The following is a 17,206-nucleotide window of genomic DNA, read 5'->3' as shown; positions in this document are numbered from 1 at the left end:
CCGAAGCCGTGGAGACCGGCGCTCGGCGGGACTGGCGCGACGTCGCCCGCGACGCCGCCGACCTCGCACTGCTGGGCATCCTGCTGACCCTCGCGGCGGTGCCGCTGCTCACCGCCGCCGCGGCGGCGGGCACGGCCAGTGCGGCCGTGCAGGACTGGACGCGTACCGGCAGTTGGCCGTCGGCGCGCACGACCGTGCGCCGGTTCGGCCGCGCGGTGCTGCCCGGTGTGCCGGTCAGCCTGCTCGCGCTCGTCGGCGCCGCGCTGCTCGCCGCCGACCTGGCGGCGCTGGCCACCGGCCGGGTGCCGGGCGGCCCGCCGGCGCTGCTGGTGACGGCGCTGATCGCCGCCGGCCTGGCCGGGTACGCCGGGCTGGTCGTCGTCGAGGTGGGCGGCAACGGGGGCGGGCGGTGGCGGGCCTCGGCCCGGTCCGCGGCCCGCGCCTGCCTCGACGCGCCCACCCGCTGGGCGGCGCTCACCGGGGTCGTCGCGCTGGCCGGGCTGCTCACCGTCCTGGTCACCCCGGTCGCGGTGCCGATCCTCGCCGGCTACACCGTGGCCGCCCTGCACGCCGTCGCCACCCGCCGGCCGGTCCCGGCCGACTCCACCGCCAACCCGCAGCGGGCAGCCGGGCCCACCGTCCGCCGGTCGGTCTCGGCCGCCGGCATCGGCCGCCGGGAGCTGCCGTGACCGGGGCGGGGGAGCCGGTACGGCTGACGGCCGGGGTGGGGGAGTCGGTACGGCTGGCGGCCGGGGCCACCGAGGTGGCCGAGTACCTGCTCGACCCGGGGCTGGACGTGCGGCACGGGCCCCGACCGTACCTGCACCCGGTCCGCACCCTCGGCGGCACGGTGGTCACCGACGCGCTCCCCGCCGACCACGTGTGGCACCTCGGCGCATCCCTCGCGGTGCAGGACGTCAACGGCAGCAACCTCTGGGGTGGGCGTACCTACGTGCGCGACGTCGGCTACACCTGGCGTGACGACCACGGCGTCATCGTGCACACCGGCGAGGTCGAGCGGTCCCCGGGCCGGTACGCGCACGATCTCCAGTGGCGCGACCGGGCCGGCGGTGTGCTGCTGACCGAGCGCAGGTGGCTCACCGCGTCGGTGGTCGCGCCGGACGCCTGGCGGCTCGAGGTGGAGTCCGTCCTGGTCGCCCCGGACGACCGGGAGGTGCGCCTGGGCAGCCCGGCCACCAACGGTCGCCCTGGTGGCGCTGGTTACGGCGGTTTCTTCTGGCGGGCGGCCGCCGACGGCGAAGCGGCCGTGTTCACCGCCGACGCCGCCGGGGAGGGGGCGGTGAACGGCACCGCGGCACCGTGGCTCGCGTTGACCGGCGTGCGGTCGGGCGGCGGGGCGTACACCCTGGTGTTCGCGGGTCTCGGCCGCGGCGACCGGTGGTTCGTGCGGACCGGGATGTATCCGGGGGTCTGTGTGGCGTTCGCGTTCGACCGGCCGGCGGTGGTGCCGGCCGGCGGGAGCCGGCACGGCCAGTACCGGGTGTGGGTGGCCGACGGAACCCTCGACCGCGACGGTGCCGCCGCCCTGGCCCGCCTCAACGGGACGCGGCTCGGGCTGGCAGGGCGGCGGTGACCCGGATGGCCTTGACGATCGCCGGGATCGAGCCGATGAGCAGTACCAGGCCCCAGATGATCGCGATGATCGCGAAGACCAGCGCCGCCACGTCGTCGACGATGCTGACCAGGATCACCGGCACCAGGTTGTGCAGGAACTCCAGCACGACCGTGCACAGCAGAGTGGTGAGGATCAGCAGGACGAGGCCCTTGTTCTGCAGGAACCGCGGCTGGGCCAGCACCAGCATCCCGGCCCACACCAGCTTGAGCAGCAGCACCAGGCCGAGCAGCACCGCCGCCTCACCGACCGGGAAGAACCCCCACAGCGCCAGGTACGCCAGGGTGCCGAACGGCACGGCCAGGAAGAGCGACACCATGATCATCAGCTCGACGAACGCGACGACCAGCGCGATCAGCCCGACGATGATCAGGATGATCGAGAAGATCAGGCTGGCGACGCCCTGCATCCGACCCTGGACGCGCTCGGGCAGCAACAGACCCAGGCAGAACAGCCCGGTGCTCCAGACCGCCACGGCGTCGATCAACGCCAGGTAGCCGGTGCCCCGGCCGGACGGCTCGCTCACCCCGGAGACGTCGTCGATCTCCACGTCGAGCGCGCCGGCGCTGTCCGCGAGGGCCGCACCGGCGTCGGCACCGCCGAGCAGCAATCCGGCACCCAGCTCCACCCCGATCGCCAGGACGATGGCGAGCATGGCCATCAGCAGGAACGGCTTGCGCAGGTCACCCACGGCGGCACCTTCCTCTCAGTCCAGGTCGTGGGTCACGACGATCCAGTCCAGGTCGTGGGTCACGACGATCCACTCCAGGTCGGCTCAGGTGGTGGCCACGACGACCGTGCAGCTGCCCAGGCCGGGGCAGACCAGGCCCACTTCGGTGGCCTGGTCGACGGCGATCTTCGCCACCGCGCCGGTGCCGTCCGCCGCTGGCTCGACTTCGTCGCGGATGGTGAGGTCGGCGTCGCCGGGCGCCGGGGCGACGACCGTGAACCGCGTCGCGCTGCGCAGCACCAGGGTGCGCAGCGCACCGGGGTCGGCGACCCGCAGCCGGCAGGTGCCCGAGAACTCCAGCCGGCCTGTCTCGTCGGCGCAGTCCGCGCTGACCGTCGCCGGATCGACAGCGGACCGTTCGCCGGCCAGCGCGCCCAACCGGTCGATGAACCCGGGTCGGGCCCCCGGATCGCCCTGGTCGTCACGGCCCACGCCGACCGCCACCACGAACACCGCCACCAGCAGGACGGCGAGCAAACCCAGCAGTGCCTTCTGCCCACCGCTCATCGCGCCACGGCCTGCGCCACGATCTCGGTGAACCGGATCTCGTCGATGCCCGCGAAGTAGCGGTTCGTGCCCTGCGTCTTGCCGACCACCAGCAGGGTGACCTGGTGCGGGCCCTTGCTGAGCTGGACCGAGCCGACGTCCAGCAACTCCGTCGTGCGCACCGTCGGGCTGAAGCCGAGGAACGTGCCGCCGACCTGGTTGCCGTCGATCGTGAAGACGGTGTTGGCGTAGTCGAAGGAGGTGGTGCGGACCGCGGCGAAACGCCAGGTGCCGTCGGCCGGGATCTGCACCGTCACGGTGACCTTGTCACCGATGGCCAGCCCCTGGAAGAACAACTGCTTGTCGCCGGACCAGACCACCCCGCAGCAGTTGGGTTGCTCCTCCACCTTCGCCGCGCTCTTGCTCGGCGACTCCACCACGGCACCCGACACCAGGCTCTCCGCCTCGACGGTGACCACCCGCGGCTCTCCGGGGGTCGGCTCGCCGCCGCGGGTCAGCAACACCACCCCCACGGTCACCACCACCAGCACCAGCGCCGCCGCGGCGGCGATCCACAACCACGGGGTACGCCGTGGCGGCGCGACCGCCCGCACCTCGTACGTGACCCGGCCGCTGGAGCGGGAGCTCTCCTCCGGCGCGGTGTTCGCCGAGTACGCGAACCCGGTCATGTCGTAGCGCCGGGGCGGGGTGCCGGCCGGTACGGCGAGCTTGACCAGGAACGACACCGAACCCTGGCCGGGCACCACCCGTTGGGGCTCGGTGACGGTGAACCACCCCCGCTGGGAGCCGTCGCCGGGCGCCACGTCGAACACCACAGTGTCCGGCGCGTTGCCCGGATTGGAGACGGTGAAGGTCAGCTCGCCGCTGTTGCGCGGGTCGAGGGTGAACTGCTCGGCGGCGGCGACGACCGCCCACTCGGTGGTCATGACGGCTCCTCTTCCAGGACGATCTCGACGGTGGCCGAGGCGGGCTTCTCCGCCTCGACGATGCGGGTGATCACGGGGAGCTGGTCGGCGGCGGCGGCCGGCACCCGCACCACGACGTGGAAGGGCTGCTCGGCGGGTTCGTCGATGGTGAAGCCCGACGTCCCGGTGGCCAGCTCCAGGGCCCGACGGATCCCGTACGGGGTGCCGCGCCACCGGGCCAGCAGGGCGGCGTTGGCCACCAGGTCCCGCAGCCGACCCACCGGCAGCGGCAGCGGGGCGTCCGGCCGGGGCGAGGCCACCACGTGGTCCATCGCCACCCAGCGGGTCAACCGCACCACCAGCCCGTCCGGTGCCCGGTACGGGTCGAACAGCGCGTCGACCTCGGCGAGGATCGCCTCGTCCGGGGCGTGCAACCCCTCCATCACGTCGAGCAGCGCCCAGAGCACGCTGCCCGGCACGCAGGCCCGTTGGTAGGCGGCGGGCAGCAGCCGCTCAATCGCCGAGCGTCGCATCCTGGCGCACCACCTCGATGTCGTGCTCGCCGGAGCAGAGCAGCCAGGTGTCGGGGACTGTCACCACGTCGGCGGTGGCCTGGTTGGCGCTGGGCGTCCAGGTGACCGCGTCGGCGCTGCGGTGCACGCCGCGTTCGCCGCTGGCCAGGATGAGCCGTTCCGCCGCGCCGCTGCCGCCGGTCGCGCCCCCGCCGGTAGCGCCGCCGGCCGTCGGGCCGCTCACCGCGATCGCGTCGACCGGCACGAACCGGGTCCGGTCCCGCAACGGCAACCCGCAGTTGACCGACACCGCCTGCCACTGTGGTTGCGCGGCCAGGGTGTCCAACCGCAGCACCCCGCCGCTCTGCGTGGCCGCCACCGCCTGCTGACCGGCGAAGGCGAGGTCCCGGCAGGTGCCGCCGAGCCACCCGGACTGCATCGACTGCCACTTCACGTCCGACTCGAACAGTCGGGTGCGGTGGCAGCCCTGGCCGGGCTTCCTCGGGTCCGGCTCACCGGCGCCGCTCCACAGCAGCGTGGCCGGGCCGTCGTACTGCACCGCGAGGACCCGGTTGTCCACGTTGGCGAGACCGACGTGGGTGAAGCTGCCGGGCCGACCGCCGCTGGTCGACAGGTACACCCCGAAGCTGGCCTGGGCGGCCACCGCCACACCCGGCGCGCCCCGCTCGGAGACGAACGTGCGGACCGCGTAGAAGCCCCGGTCGGCGTCGGACGGGTCGACCAGGATCTGCAACGGCACCGCCCCGGGCAGCAGCGACACCTCGTACAGGCCGGTGTCGGTGGCCACCAGCAGCGCGCCCGCGCCGTCGCGGTCCAGCCAGGCCACGTCGGAGATCCGCGAATCCAGGTCGGTGAGCAGCGACCAGGTCTCACCCAGGTCGGTGCTCAGGTGCACCCGGGAGCCGCCCGAGGCGCGCAGCGTCACCACGGCCACCGAGCCGGCCCGCGCGACGATGCCCGGCCGCACCGGAGCGGGCGCGGGCGCGACCCGCAGCACCGTCTCGTCGTCGAAGCGACCGGCCGGTTCCCAACCCGCGCCGCCGTTGCTGGAGCGGAACAGCACCGGACCGCGCCCGGCATACCAGGTGCGCGGCTGGTACTGGTCCACGGCGAGGGCACGGACGTCGGCGTCGGGGGCCTCGTCGACCACGAACCGCACCGACTCGACGTAGCGCACCCCCGGCTCGGCGTGCTCCAGCAGCCGGTACACGTTGGACGCCCGCAGTGGCTCCCCGAACGGCCAACCGGTTGGGTTGAGCGCGGTGGGCAGCGGGCTCAACGTCTGGTGCAGCCGGTCGTGGATGCGGCGACGGACCGCGTCCACGTCCTCCTCGCGGCGCACCACCACCCGGGCGCGTACCGACACCGCCTTGAACCGGGCCCAGGTGGCCCGGGAGCGGATACCGACCATCCGGCGTTCCTCCAGGTCCGCCTCGACCCGGTGGCGCGCCTCGGGCACCTCGTGCTCGCGCAGCACCGCCACCGGCAGCCGACCACCTGGCCGGGCCGCCTCCGGCACGTACGGCACCAGCACCACCTCAACCTCGCCCGGTCGGGCGAAGCTGTACACCGCCGCGCGGGTGAACGCCCGCGCCCGCGCCACCGCCCCGGAACTGGTCGCGAGGACCTCGAAGTCGCGGGCGGTGACCGCGCGCTGCTGGGCGAAGAACTCGTACGGGCCGCGCAGCAGTACCGATTCCAGCGCCTCCATGTCCCGGCCGCCGGCCGCCGGGGCGGGGTTGTCGACGCGTACCCCGGGTAGCGGGTCACGCAGACTGGTCAGCGTGCCCGCCGCCACGTTGCCGGTGGGCCCGCCGCCGGCGCGGTACCAGAGCCGGACCTGCCGCCCGGCCGGCGGCACCGCCGCGACGGTCACCGGCGTCGACCCGGCCGGCGCGGCCTCGGCCACCGGCGTCGCCCCGGCGGCCGGTCGCAGATCGAGGGCCGGGGCGAAGATGACAGTGCCCGAGCAACGGTCGACCAGGTACGCCTTGGCCTGCGGGCCGAGCCCGGCGAAGCTGTCCACCGGTTGCCAGATCTCGAACGTGCGACCGTCGTGCTCGCGGGCCGCCGCGCCCAGCTCCACAGTGCCGGCCGGCACCTCCACGCCGAGCAGCAGGTCCAGCGCCTCGGCCGTGTGCGTCAGGGGCGCGTGCGCCGCGCGCAGCACCTGCCCGGGCTGGCCGGTGCCGACACCGAGCAGCTCCGCCTCGACCGGTTCGCAGTGGTGCATCCGTACCGTCACCGACGTCTCGTCGGCGGGCAGCAGCGTCGGTTCGGTGGTGACGAACACGACCGGCCGGGGGTCCGCGCCGCGGGCCGCCGCGACCCGTAGCCCGGCCGGGATCCGCACCGCCGCACGGTCGGTGCCGGTGCGGGTGAACCGGACGTCCGCCCAGGCCGCGGTCGGTGCGTGCCGGGTGACCCCGAGCAGGTTCAGGAACGAGACGTACGCCTTCTCCGGCAACTGGTTCAACCGGTAGATCATCACCTCGGTGAGGTGCGCGAACGTCTCCACCAACGCCATGCCCGGGTCGTGCGCCGACAGGTCGGTCCACGCCGGGCAGGACTGCCGGATCCGCTCCCGGGCCTCGGTGACCAGGTCGAGGAAGCCGCGATCGTCCAGATGCGGCACGGGCAGCGTCATGACGCTCCTCCCTGGGCGGGCTCGTCGGCCGGGAGCAGGTCAACGGAGAAGACCAGTTGCCCGGGTGTCAGGCTGGCTTGCACCCGGTAGTCCAACCGGATCACCAACCGCCACGCGTCGTCCGGGTCCGGCCCGGCGTCGGTGTCGATCACCTCGACCCGGGGCTCCCACCGCGCGATGGCCTGCCGGACGTAGTGGATGGCCAGACCGGCCGTGGTGTCGTCGTTGGGGGCGAAGACCAACCGGTGCAGCCGGGACCCGTACCCGGGTCGCATCAACCGCTCGCCCGGTGTGGTCGACAGGAGCAGGAACAGCGCCTGCCGTACGCTCTCGTCGCCCTCGGTCATCGCCAGGCCGCCGGCCGCGGTGAGCGCCAACCCGCCGCTACGACCGGCGTCGAAGCCGGCGCCGACGAAGCGGAAGGCCCTCATCGGTCCGCCCCCAGGAACCCCTGAGCGGGGTCGCGCACCGTGTGCTTGACCAGCCCCGGCGGTGTGCCGTTGGTGAACCCCTCCAGGTGCGACAGCACCACCCGGTGCCCGTCGACGCGGATCCAGTCGCTGTAGCCGACCCGCACGGTCAGCGTCGTCGTGCACGGCTTGATGGTGGGGCCGTAGTTCGGGCAGGCGACGATCTTTCGTCCCTCCGGGTCGTCGTCGACGAGCACGGGCACCCCGGTGACGCTCACCCACTGCCGCGACGGTCGGTTCTCGACCCGGCCGTCGTGATCGCAGGTGATCACCGAGTCCCGGTGGATCCAGCGCATCAGCCGCCTCCTTCGTGGTGGGCGCGGGCAGGCGTTCGGGCCTGCTCCGCCGCGGTGGTCGGGTCCTCGGTCGCTACGGCGTGCAGGAAGTCCACGCTGCGGGCGCGCACCACCATCGCCCGCCCGGGTGCGGAGATCACCAGGTCGGACGCCGCGTGCAGGGTGGCCAGGTCGGGGGTCAACTCCAGGAAGCTGCCGCCCTCGGTGGCCAGCCGGAGGCTGCGGCGCACGTCGTCGACGACGATCGACTGTCCGCCGGCGGTGCGCATCGTCCAGCGGCGGGCCTTGCCGTCGTCGATGCCCGCGTCGTACGGCTCGACGGTGCCGAACAGCGAACCGAGCACGATGCCCGAGGCCGGTTCGCCGCCGGGTAGCACCACCAGCACGGTGTCGTCCGGATCGGGGAGCGCCACCAGACCCTTGCCCGGCCCGGCACCGGGGCAGAGCACGGCGAGCCAACCGGCGTCCAGGTCCCCGTACGCCGGCAGGGTCAACCGGACGCGGCCCAGCCCGTCGGGGTCCGCGACGTCGGTGACGGTGCCGAGGGTGACCACCGCGCCGCCGGTCGGCGGCGCGGGCGTGGCTGGCGGGACCGTGGAGAAGCGGGTCAGGTGCCCGTCACCGTCCACGGTGTGCACCACCTCGGTCAGCACGTACGCCCCGGCGACCGGGTCGGGCACCCCGCCGAGGTCGACGCGGCGGCCCGGTCGTAGCGCCGGATCGCCCTCGGCCACCCCCTCGGCCGTGACCAGCGCCGCCGCCCGGGTGTCCAGTCGGGCCTGGGCCAGCGCCGCCAACTCGTCGTCACTGCGGCCGGGCTGGTCCACCACGGTGCGCACGCCGTCGGCACCCACGTCGGCCGGGTCGGGGCGGTCGTCGGCGGGTCGACCGCAGCGCGCCTCGTCGACCTGCTGGCTGATCACCTCGGCCCGCTGCGGGTGCCAACCCAGGGCGGCGCTGGCCCCACTGGCCTGGTCGGTGTTGGTGGACAGCCGCAGGCGGTGCACCTGCTTGCCCAGCGTCATCGCGATCGGCTCCCCGTAACCGGCGAGCGTTACCAGCCGGACGCCGTCGCCGTCGGCGGCCAGGTGGAGCCCGGCCCGGCCGGCCACCTCACGCAGCAACTCCAGGTCGCTGTGCCGGTGCTGGAGCAGCCGCTCCAGCCGAGGGCCGTCGTCCTCCGCCGTCACCGTCAGCCCCGCCGCGCCGCACAGCTCCCGGGCCAGCTCGACGGCGGTCACCGAGGTGAAGACCCGCAACCCCTGCCGCTTGCGCAGCCGGTGCAGCGGGTCGTACGCGCGCAGCCGCAGGACCGCCGCCCCGTCGGGGGCGTACTCCACCTCCACGCAGGTGACCTCACCGGTGAACAGGGCGTCCGCCTGGTCGGTCAGCCGTACGTCGAGGGTCGTGCCGGGGCGTACCGCCGGGTCGAACGCGCCGGCCCCCGCGGTGGTGGCGAGCACCAACTCCGCCTGGGTGGGCTGGTCGAGGCGGGCCGCCACCCGCAGTGAGCGGATTCGTTGACGGGCCGCGCCGACCACCTCGACGCCGTCGAGCAGAACGGTCAACGCCCGGGGCGCGATGCTGGTCATGGCGTACCTCCGGGGTTGCCGGGCCCGTCCGGTCCTGCGCCGGCCGGGCCGGTGGTGGCGCCCCACGACCCGGGCGCGCCGGCGATCGCCGCGCCCAGGTACGACGCGCCCGCGCCCACCGCGTCGGCCACCGTCCGAGCCAGCCCGGTCACCGACCCGCCGACGGTCGATCCGCCGGGAGCGGTCGGTGGGACGGCGAGGGTGGTGCCGGCCGGTACGGCGAGCGGATCGGTGATCCGGTTGTGTTCGGCCAGCAGCCGCCAGCGCAGCGGCGAGCCGAGCGCGTCGTTGGCGAGCAGGTCGAAACGCACCCCGGAACGTCCCGGCTCGGCCGCGCCGTCACCGGCGGCGATCACCGCGCTGCCCGGCGCGGCGGTCGGGGTGCTCGCGGCGGCCAACTCCTCGGCGAAGCCGGCCTCGGCCTGATCGGCCGTTTCGGCGGCGCGGACCAGCTTGAGTCGCAGCCAGGACCGTCGGGGCGACCCGGTGCCGGTGAACGCGTCGAAGCGTTCCGCCACCGCGATGATCACGCCGGGCACGTTCCAGGTCTTGCCCCAGACCAACCGGACCAGTGGCGGTCGCAGCCAACCGTGCTCCGCGGTCGAGTTCTCCGCCAGCATCCACAGCGGGCGGGTGAGCACCCGAACGTCGGCCGGGCGCAGCTGCGCCTCCACGAAGTCGACGTCGAAGAGCAGGTCGAGCACCAACTCGGTACGGCCGCCGCCGGTGAAGACCAGCGGGTCGTCGGCCAGGCCGGACCCGGTGAGCTGCCCACCGCCGGCACCCCGCTGGCGGACGCCGGCGAGCCGGGTCACCTGCACGGTCTCCGGGTTGAGCAGGCAGTCCACCCGAACGCCCGAGGAGTCGATGAGGAAGGCGACGCGTTCCATCAGTCACCCGCCTGTTCCCGGTCCAGCCGGGTCAGCTGGTCGGTGTCCAGCGCCGCGCTGGTCACCGACCACAGCGCGCTGTCGTCGGGCAGCGCCGGCCACGGATCGACGCCGCCCGCCGCCACGGTGGGCGGCGGCCCGTCGACGCCCGTCGCGCGGTGGCGGCCGAGCGTTCTCGCCCCGCCGTCGGGCAGCGCGCCCGATGGTCCGGGTGGTACCGGTTCGCCGGGCAGGGCCAGCCAGGGCCCACCGTCCACGACCCCCGCCGGGTGCTCGCGCCCGATGGTCGGTGTGCGCCCGCCACCCGGGGCGGTGGGCCCGATCCAGGATGCGTCGACCCCGACCGGGTTCGGCCAGGCCAGCCGCAGGTGCGCCGGCACACCGGCCGGCACCGCGTCGACCCGCGTCGACCGGCCCGCGCTCGGCGCGTCGTCCGGCCGGTCGGCCGCGTACCCGTGCTGATCCTCCCGGGGCGGGCGGTCCGCCTCGGCCCGGACCCCGTCGCGACCACGCGAGCGTTCCTCGGCGGTGGATCGTGCGGGGGACGAGCCCGTGGACCGTCGGTGACCGTGGCCGACCGCGCCGGACCAGGGTGCGTCCAGGGGCGGGGGTGGGGTGCTTCGGGCCGGTACGGCCTCCGGCGGGTGGGGGTGGCCGCTCGGCGCATGGTGCGGCCTGACGACCATCGAGGGGACCGGCCGCGGGGGCCCGTCCGATCGCGCTGGCCTGCTCGCGTCGACCGCCGTGGTGGTGCCCCGGTTCGCCGGTCGTACCGGAGGCACCGCGTCCGGTCCCGCCGGCCCGCCCGGCGAGGTTGTCACGTCCGGCCGGGTGGACGTGTCGGAGTGGGACGCCGGCCCGCCGCCGGACGGGCTCACGACCCTGCTCTGCGTACCGTCGGGCTGGTCGGCGGAGCGCGACGGGCGACCCGGCCTACCGAACCCGCCGTCCGCGACCGGGGACGCGGCGTCGACAGGACCCGACGACTCGCCGTGCCCACCGTCGCCGGCACCGGCCTCGACGTTGCCGCCCCGGGAGGCGTCGAGCTCCAGGTCGTGCAGCAGACCGGGCGCGTGCGCGGCGACCAGGTCCAGCCAGTGCTGCGGAGGCGCCCCGAAACGGCGCGGTGTCGCCACCGGCGTCTGCTCCGGCAGCGGCGGCGGGCGGTGCGCGGCGGGCTCGACCCGCCCGGCGAGGCGTTGCAGCGCCCCGGCCGCCGAGCGCAGCCGGCCCGCCAGCCAGCTACGCGGGTGTCGGCGCGGTGGCACCGCCGGTCTCCAGCTCCAGGCCCTCGTAGCGCAGGGTCAGCGAGGCGATGGCGATCTCGTGGCTGAGGGTGTTGAGGTGGGCGCCCCGCCAACGGGTCGGCCAGGCGTCGATCAGGTTCCAGCGCAACACCTCAGCCGTTCCGACCGAGTCGAGCAGCACCACGGAGACGTTGCGCCGGTTGAGGGTGCCCTGCGCGGTGGCGTTCACCCAGTCCCACAGCTCGCGGGACGCGGTGAGGCCGAAGTGCAGCGTCACCGGCTCGTACTCGGCCTGGCCGGGCACCATCCGCATCCGTCCCAGACCGTGCTCCCGGTACGGCTGCCCGGGGATGTTCACCTCCAACCCGGTCATCTCGGTGAAGTGGCCGTTGGTGACCCCGTTGATGAGCAGTCGGAAGTTGTACGCCCGGTACGGGTCGACCGGGGCGCCGGGCTGCGGGGTGGCGGTGGTGGGCATGTCAGCCTCCGATCGTCTCGGTCTCGGTGCCGCCGGCCCACTGGCTCAGCTTGAACACCACGAATTCGGCGGGCTTGACGACCGCGATGCCGATGTGGGCGATCACCATGCCCGCGTCGCGGACCTCCGGCGGGTTCGTCTCCTCGTCGCACTTGACGAAGAACGCCTCCTCGGGGCTGCGCCCCAGCAGCGCGCCGTCGCGCCACACCCGGGTGAGGAACGCCCCGATGTCGCGCCGGATCGAGCGCCACAGGGTGAAGTCGTTGGGCTCGAACACCATCCAGCGGGTGCCGTTGGCGATGGCCTGCTCGATGGCGATGCTGAGGCGTCGCACGTTGAGGTAGCGCCACTCGCTGGCCTCGGCGGCGAGCGTACGGGCGCCCCAGACGCGGATGCCCTCGCCGGCGAAGTACCGGATCACGTTGACGCCCTTGGGGTTGAGCACGTCGTGTTCCGGCCGGGTGACCAGGTAGCCCAGGTCGACGGCACCGCGTACGGGTTCGTTGGCCGGTGCCTTGTGCACACCGCGCAGGGCGTCGGTGCGGGCCCAGATGCCGGCCAGGTGCCCGCTCGGCGGGGTGAGTTCCAACTCGCCGCTGATCGGGTCGCGTACCCGCAGCCAGGGGTAGTAGAACGCGCCGAACTCGGACTGCCGCGGCCGGTAGGCCGGCCCGTCGTGCCCGCCGGAGCCGCCCGGTTGGGTCGCGCCCCCGCCACCGGCCGTGCCGCCGCCGCTGCCCTCGGTGGGCTTGGGGGGTTTGCCGGACGACGGCGTGGCGACCCGGGTCAACGCGGAGATGTCGTCGATGTCCGGTGCCGGGTCGCAGATCGCGACCATGGTGCGGGTGCGCTCGGCCATGCTGAGCAGCGCCTCGTGGGACACCACGTCGTGGAAGCCGGGCGCGGCGATGATGGAGATCTCGTCGACGGCCTCCAGCAGTTGCAGGCCACCGCGCCGCTGCCCGGTGCCGGTGATCGCACCACCCTCGCCGACGTTGACCACCCAGCAGCGGGCGCCGCCGTTGTCCAGGAAGCCGAAGACCGCCCGGGCCAGCGGGGTGCTCTCCACCCGCTCGCCGGCGGCGAAGAGTCGCAGGAACTCCGTCCAGTTGTTGACCGGCACCGCCTTGCCCAGGTGGGCGGAGCGGTCCGGGGCGACGCCGACGAAGGCGGCGATGCTGGTGCTCGCCGGCCCGATCGGTCGGGCGCCGCTGGGGACCTCCTCGACATAGATGCCGGGGGAGAAGTAGCTGGGCATCGGTCCTCCTGTGCGGGTGGGTGTCAGTGGGTCGGTGGCGCGCAGACGATGACGATGTCGTCGTCGCCCGCGTCGACGTCGGCGGTGAGGACGAGCCCGCGTCCGGTCAACCGCAGTCGGACCGGGCCCGGGTGCTCGGGGTCGTGCGGGACGCCGACGATCAGGAACCGACCCTCGGGGTCGGTGCGGGCCACCGACCCGGTGCCGGGCAGCTCCACCCGCATCTCGGCCAGTGGCTGGTCCTGCGGACCGACCACCCGTCCACTGAGGCTGCGCACGTCGAGGTGCCGCAACCGCAGCGGTTGCAACACCGGCGGTGCGGCCGGAGTCGGATGGTCCACCTGCGCCGCCACGTCGATCAGCAGCGCCGGGCGGGGTGCCGCGCCGAACGCCGTCCACAGTGCGGCGTCTCCGGCCTCCAGCACCACGGGGTAGCTGCCGTCGGTGGTCGCGGCGGTGAGCACCCGGTCCAGCCGGGGCAACCCGGCCGGACCGGTGACGCAGAGCAGGTGGCGGACCGTGAACCGGTACGGTTCGCGGACCGCGCCGCTGGAGCGGGTCTGCCGGGCCGGGCGCAGTTCGAGGGGCCAGAGGGTGAGCCCGTCGGCGTCGTCGCACGCGCGGGGCGGGCCGACTCCGACGGGTTCCCCCGCCGAGCGGGTCACCCAGGTGACCAGTTCGGCGGTGGCCGTCTCGATCGGTCCGCGCCCGTGGGTGTTCATCGCGGCGGCGTCCCCTGGATCCGGTACGCGATGGCCTCGTTCCACACGTGCGGGTAGACGCCGATCTCGAAGTACCGGGTGAAGCGGTTGATCGGCGCGTTGGTGTGGTCGTGGTAGAGCAGCCACACCGGCGCGATGGTGAACAGGACGTAGTTGGCCAGGACCAGCGGGATGTAGAGCGGCCCGAGCAGGCGACCCTGGAAGATGTGCACGTCCTCGTGCCGCTGGATGCCCGAGCTGGAGCCGGCGCAGACGGTGCCGATGGTGGTGGCGTACCGGGGTGAGACGCCCTCCACCACACAGATCCGACCGCTGCCCAGCGACGTGGGCCGGTCCAGCGAGTGCCCGAAGATCAGGTGCACGGTCAGGTAGATGGCGCCGACGACCGTGTTGAGCAGACTCCAGGTGTGGTCGACGACGAAGAGGAAGATGCCGCGGGCGTCCGCGGCGTACACCCCGGCGGAGGCCACCGACCAGCCGAAGACCGCGCCGACCACCAGGCCCACGACGGCCCCGATCAGCAGGCCGATCGGGCCACCAACGAGGAACCCGAGCAGGGCGCCGAAGCCGACCTGAACGCTCGCGCTGAGAATTCCGAAGACCATGACGGCACCCCTCAGACCCAGGAGCGGAAGATTCGGGGCTCGCGACCCTGCGCGACCTGGGTCGGCGACGGCTGGGTCGCCTGCCGGTTGCCGGGCGGGAGCTGGTTGATGCCGAGCGCGGCGGAGAAGATGACGAGCGCGTTGAAGAACGCGATGACCCACTTCTCGCCGCTGGCGTCGTCGGCGAACGCCGCCGTCACGTAGGACAGCAGCAGCGCGATCGCGATGGCGATCCACTTGCGGTACTTGTCGCCGCTCGGGCCGATCAGCCCGCCGATGACGTTGGTGGCCAGCAGGGTGGCGGCGCTCGCGCCGGCGATGCTCCCCAGGGCTGCCCAGGTGTAGAGATCGTTCACGGCGATCCCCCTTTTCTGCGATGGTGCGACCGGATGTGGTGGTGGTGAGGGCCGGTGCCCCTCGGGGCACCGGGGCCGGTCGCCGTCGCGTCGGGGGCGGCCGGGGCCGGGCGTGGCCGGCCGGGCCGGCCACCAGATGGATCAGCCAGGCCCCGGGGCGCCAGCGGGCGGGCCTGGCGGCGGGGTCGGGCCGGGTGCCGCAGCCGGCGCCGCGGGACGTCGGCGGTGCAGCAGGAGTACGCCGACCGCGGCGAGCAGCAGCAGGAGGAGGACACCGCCGACGACCAGCAGCCAGGGGAACCCGGCATCGTCCGCATCGCCGGCGGCGGCCGGCGAGGTGGACGGTCGAGGTGGTGCCTCGGCCACGGCCCGCAGCTCGGCCGGCTTCTCCTGGTTCGGGTCGACCTTCCAACTGACCGATCGGCCGTTGACGGTGCCATTGCTGTCGATGACCCGGCCGGGAAAGGTCACCGAGATCTCGAACGACATGAGTTTGAGGAACGCCTGTTGGTTTTGCGGATTCTGTTCCGCAACCTTTCCGCCGTATTTCTTGGGGTCGAGCGGCAGTGTGAAGCGGTACAGGTCCCCGTCCCTGATCAATTTCACGCTCTCGGTGTCGAAACCGGCCAGCGGCGCCTTGCGGTAGCTGATCTGGGAGCCGTAGAAAGTGTCGTCCTGGTAAAGGGTCTCTTCTCCGGCCGGCAGGGCGGGGATGTTCTGTCGCAGCTCCGCGAAGGCCGCCGGGATGTTCTTGTTCCGGGAGGTCAACACGGACTTCTGGGCGGTCAGCAGCAGTTGCCCGTCTACCGTGTCGTCGGCGTTCACGGTCAACCCCATGTTGAGTTGCATGCAGCCGCTCAGTGCGGCGAGAAGAAGGAGGCACACCGCGACGCGGAGTGCCGTACCGCGGTTGGCTCTCCTGTTCATGCGCTCAGTGTGTGTGATCGCTTTCATCATCAGCAGTCAGCGATCGGTCACAACGAAGTCGCCGATTGTACCGGCGCGCTGTCGCCTTTGATTAGTTCGGACGACGACCCGAATGACTATTCTGGAATTTTGGGGCGACGACGGTTCGTCGTCGGCCATGGTCTGGTCGGATGAGAATCGTCGCGTGCGTCCGGAGCGGACCGCCGAGCGGGAGCTGTGGGGCGGCCGGGTCGCCGGGCCGGCTCAGCCCGCCGGCGGCCGCCAGTCCGCGTAGCGGGCCATGCTGCGCAGGGCTACCCGGCCCGGGGTGAGCCGCAACGCGGTGTCCCGCATCGCGACAGCGAGCGGGTGGTGCAGCTGCTGTCCGAATCGGCCGGCGGTGAGGGAGGCCCGGGCAACGGCCTGGCTGCGCGGTCGGCGCTGCTCGTCGTACGCGGCCAGGGCGGCCGGCAACCCCTCGGCGCCGCCCGCGCAGACCGCGCCGAGCACCACCGCGTCCTCGATGGCCTGCCCGGCGCCCTGCCCGAGGTTGGGTGTCATCGCGTGGGCGGCGTCGCCGAGCAGCGCCACCCGTCCCCGCACGTACGAGGGCAACGGCACGGGCAGGTAATGGATGTCGTTGCGCAGCACGACGTCGGGTGGGGTGGCCGCGAGCAACGCCGGGATGGGGTCGTGCCAGTCGCCGAAGTGCTCCCGCAGGGCCGTCAGCTCGTCAGGGGCGTGGCCGCCGGGTGGGGCGTTCAGCGCGCCGTACCAGTAGAGCTGGCCGTCGCCGATCGGCACCATGCCGAACTCGGCGCCCCGCCCCCAGCTGATGGCGGCCGGGACCGGGTCCGGGAACGCGATGGCCGCTCGCCACGTCGTCGATCCGGCGTACACCGGGCCAGCGTGGTGCGGCCAGAGTTGGGCGCGGACCCGGCTGCGCAGGCCGTCGGCGCCGACCACCAGATCGGCGCTCAGGCTGTGCACGCCGTCCTGCCTCCGAAAGCGCACCTCGGCACGGTCCGGGCCGGACTCGACGTGCTCCACCGCGGCGTCGGTGTGCAGGGATGAGGCGGGCAGGGCCTCGCGCAGGGTGCGGTGCAGCGTGGCCCGGTGCACGCCGAGCGCCGTGGTGCCCAGCTGCCGGACCATCTCCGTGGCGTCCACCCGGGACAGCCACCGCCCGTGCCGGTTGCGGATTCCGCCGGGTGCCTCGCCGTGTCCGCTGCGGCGCAGGGCCGGGCCGAGGCCGAGGGCGTCCAGCGCGCGCACCGCGTTGGCCATCAGGCTCAGGCCGGCGCCGACCTCGCGCAGCTCGGGGGCGCGCTCCAGCACGGTGACCCGCCACCCGTGCCGGTGCAGGGCGAGCGCCGCGCTCAATCCGCCGATACCGCCGCCCACCACCACCGCGTCTGAGTCCATGTCGAT

General features: G+C 73.7%; 19 protein-coding genes. 2 read left to right on the top strand and 17 right to left on the bottom strand.

All coding sequences use genetic code 11. The features are described from left to right. Positions 1 to 8: 8 nt before the first annotated feature. Positions 9 to 689, top strand: a complete 681-nt coding sequence (locus EV382_RS09445) for a hypothetical protein (RefSeq protein WP_208758353.1) — start codon at positions 9 to 11, stop codon at positions 687 to 689. After that, positions 686 to 1,594, top strand: a complete 909-nt coding sequence (locus tag EV382_RS09440) for a DUF6807 domain-containing protein (RefSeq protein WP_130401192.1) — start codon at positions 686 to 688, stop codon at positions 1,592 to 1,594. Before EV382_RS09445 ends, EV382_RS09440 begins: the two co-directional genes overlap by 4 nt. On the opposite strand, the gene EV382_RS09435 is transcribed toward EV382_RS09440, so the two are convergent. The 17 genes from EV382_RS09435 to EV382_RS09355 all read right to left on the bottom strand — a co-directional run bounded on the left by EV382_RS09435 (position 1,557) and on the right by EV382_RS09355 (position 17,200). Next, positions 1,557 to 2,324 carry a hypothetical protein gene (locus EV382_RS09435; protein WP_130401191.1) on the bottom strand — a complete coding sequence of 256 codons (768 nt, stop codon included), beginning with the start codon at positions 2,322 to 2,324 and terminating at the stop codon, positions 1,557 to 1,559. The genes EV382_RS09440 and EV382_RS09435 overlap by 38 nt on opposite strands. Before the next feature lie 84 nt (positions 2,325 to 2,408). Further along, positions 2,409 to 2,870, bottom strand: a complete 462-nt coding sequence (locus tag EV382_RS09430) for a hypothetical protein (protein WP_130401190.1) — start codon at positions 2,868 to 2,870, stop codon at positions 2,409 to 2,411. After that, positions 2,867 to 3,796 (bottom strand): carbohydrate-binding protein, encoded by a 930-nt coding sequence (locus EV382_RS09425; RefSeq protein ID WP_130401189.1) that lies wholly within the window; start codon positions 3,794 to 3,796, stop codon positions 2,867 to 2,869. Before EV382_RS09425 ends, EV382_RS09430 begins: the two co-directional genes overlap by 4 nt. After that, positions 3,793 to 4,308 (bottom strand): phage tail protein, encoded by a 516-nt coding sequence (locus EV382_RS09420; protein ID WP_130401188.1) that lies wholly within the window; start codon positions 4,306 to 4,308, stop codon positions 3,793 to 3,795. Before EV382_RS09420 ends, EV382_RS09425 begins: the two co-directional genes overlap by 4 nt. Then, positions 4,289 to 6,955, bottom strand: coding sequence for a putative baseplate assembly protein (locus tag EV382_RS09415; protein WP_130401187.1), 2,667 nt, complete (start codon positions 6,953 to 6,955; stop codon positions 4,289 to 4,291). The genes EV382_RS09420 and EV382_RS09415 overlap by 20 nt, the downstream gene beginning before the upstream one ends. Continuing rightward, on the bottom strand, positions 6,952 to 7,386 hold the full coding sequence (locus EV382_RS09410) for a GPW/gp25 family protein (RefSeq protein WP_130401186.1): 435 nt from the start codon (positions 7,384 to 7,386) through the stop codon (positions 6,952 to 6,954). Before EV382_RS09410 ends, EV382_RS09415 begins: the two co-directional genes overlap by 4 nt. Continuing rightward, positions 7,383 to 7,721 (bottom strand): hypothetical protein, encoded by a 339-nt coding sequence (locus tag EV382_RS09405; RefSeq protein ID WP_130401185.1) that lies wholly within the window; start codon positions 7,719 to 7,721, stop codon positions 7,383 to 7,385. Before EV382_RS09405 ends, EV382_RS09410 begins: the two co-directional genes overlap by 4 nt. Continuing rightward, positions 7,721 to 9,313 carry a contractile injection system protein, VgrG/Pvc8 family gene (locus tag EV382_RS09400; RefSeq protein WP_130401184.1) on the bottom strand — a complete coding sequence of 531 codons (1,593 nt, stop codon included), beginning with the start codon at positions 9,311 to 9,313 and terminating at the stop codon, positions 7,721 to 7,723. Before EV382_RS09400 ends, EV382_RS09405 begins: the two co-directional genes overlap by 1 nt. Continuing rightward, the gene (locus EV382_RS09395) at positions 9,310 to 10,203 is read right to left on the bottom strand and encodes a CIS tube protein (RefSeq protein ID WP_244236605.1); all 894 of its coding nucleotides are present in this window, start codon (positions 10,201 to 10,203) and stop codon (positions 9,310 to 9,312) included. Before EV382_RS09395 ends, EV382_RS09400 begins: the two co-directional genes overlap by 4 nt. Next, positions 10,203 to 11,471, bottom strand: a complete 1,269-nt coding sequence (locus EV382_RS09390; RefSeq protein ID WP_130401183.1) for a hypothetical protein — start codon at positions 11,469 to 11,471, stop codon at positions 10,203 to 10,205. Before EV382_RS09390 ends, EV382_RS09395 begins: the two co-directional genes overlap by 1 nt. Beyond that, the gene (locus tag EV382_RS09385; RefSeq protein WP_030327509.1) at positions 11,446 to 11,928 is read right to left on the bottom strand and encodes a phage tail protein; all 483 of its coding nucleotides are present in this window, start codon (positions 11,926 to 11,928) and stop codon (positions 11,446 to 11,448) included. Before EV382_RS09385 ends, EV382_RS09390 begins: the two co-directional genes overlap by 26 nt. Position 11,929: 1 nt before the next feature. Beyond that, positions 11,930 to 13,186 (bottom strand): phage tail sheath family protein, encoded by a 1,257-nt coding sequence (locus tag EV382_RS09380; protein WP_130401182.1) that lies wholly within the window; start codon positions 13,184 to 13,186, stop codon positions 11,930 to 11,932. Positions 13,187 to 13,209: 23 nt separating this feature from the next. Continuing rightward, a complete protein-coding gene (locus EV382_RS09375; protein WP_130401181.1) occupies positions 13,210 to 13,908 on the bottom strand; it encodes a carboxypeptidase-like regulatory domain-containing protein in 699 nt (232 codons plus the stop codon). Further along, positions 13,905 to 14,513 (bottom strand): glycine zipper family protein, encoded by a 609-nt coding sequence (locus EV382_RS09370; protein ID WP_130401180.1) that lies wholly within the window; start codon positions 14,511 to 14,513, stop codon positions 13,905 to 13,907. The genes EV382_RS09375 and EV382_RS09370 overlap by 4 nt, the downstream gene beginning before the upstream one ends. An 11-nt stretch (positions 14,514 to 14,524) precedes the next feature. Beyond that, positions 14,525 to 14,869 (bottom strand): hypothetical protein, encoded by a 345-nt coding sequence (locus EV382_RS09365; RefSeq protein WP_130401179.1) that lies wholly within the window; start codon positions 14,867 to 14,869, stop codon positions 14,525 to 14,527. A 141-nt stretch (positions 14,870 to 15,010) separates the two neighbouring features. Then, positions 15,011 to 15,796, bottom strand: a complete 786-nt coding sequence (locus EV382_RS09360) for an LppM family (lipo)protein (RefSeq protein WP_130401178.1) — start codon at positions 15,794 to 15,796, stop codon at positions 15,011 to 15,013. Between the two features lie 243 nt (positions 15,797 to 16,039). Next, complete coding sequence (locus EV382_RS09355; RefSeq protein ID WP_130401177.1) at positions 16,040 to 17,200, bottom strand: FAD-dependent oxidoreductase; 1,161 nt, start codon at positions 17,198 to 17,200, stop codon at positions 16,040 to 16,042. Positions 17,201 to 17,206 lie beyond the last annotated feature (6 nt).

Origin of the sequence: Micromonospora violae, from assembly GCF_004217135.1 — a bacterium.
GTDB lineage: Bacteria > Actinomycetota > Actinomycetes > Mycobacteriales > Micromonosporaceae > Micromonospora > Micromonospora violae.
Note: the sequence above shows the minus strand (reverse complement) of the source record. Positions and strands in the feature narration are given on the sequence as shown.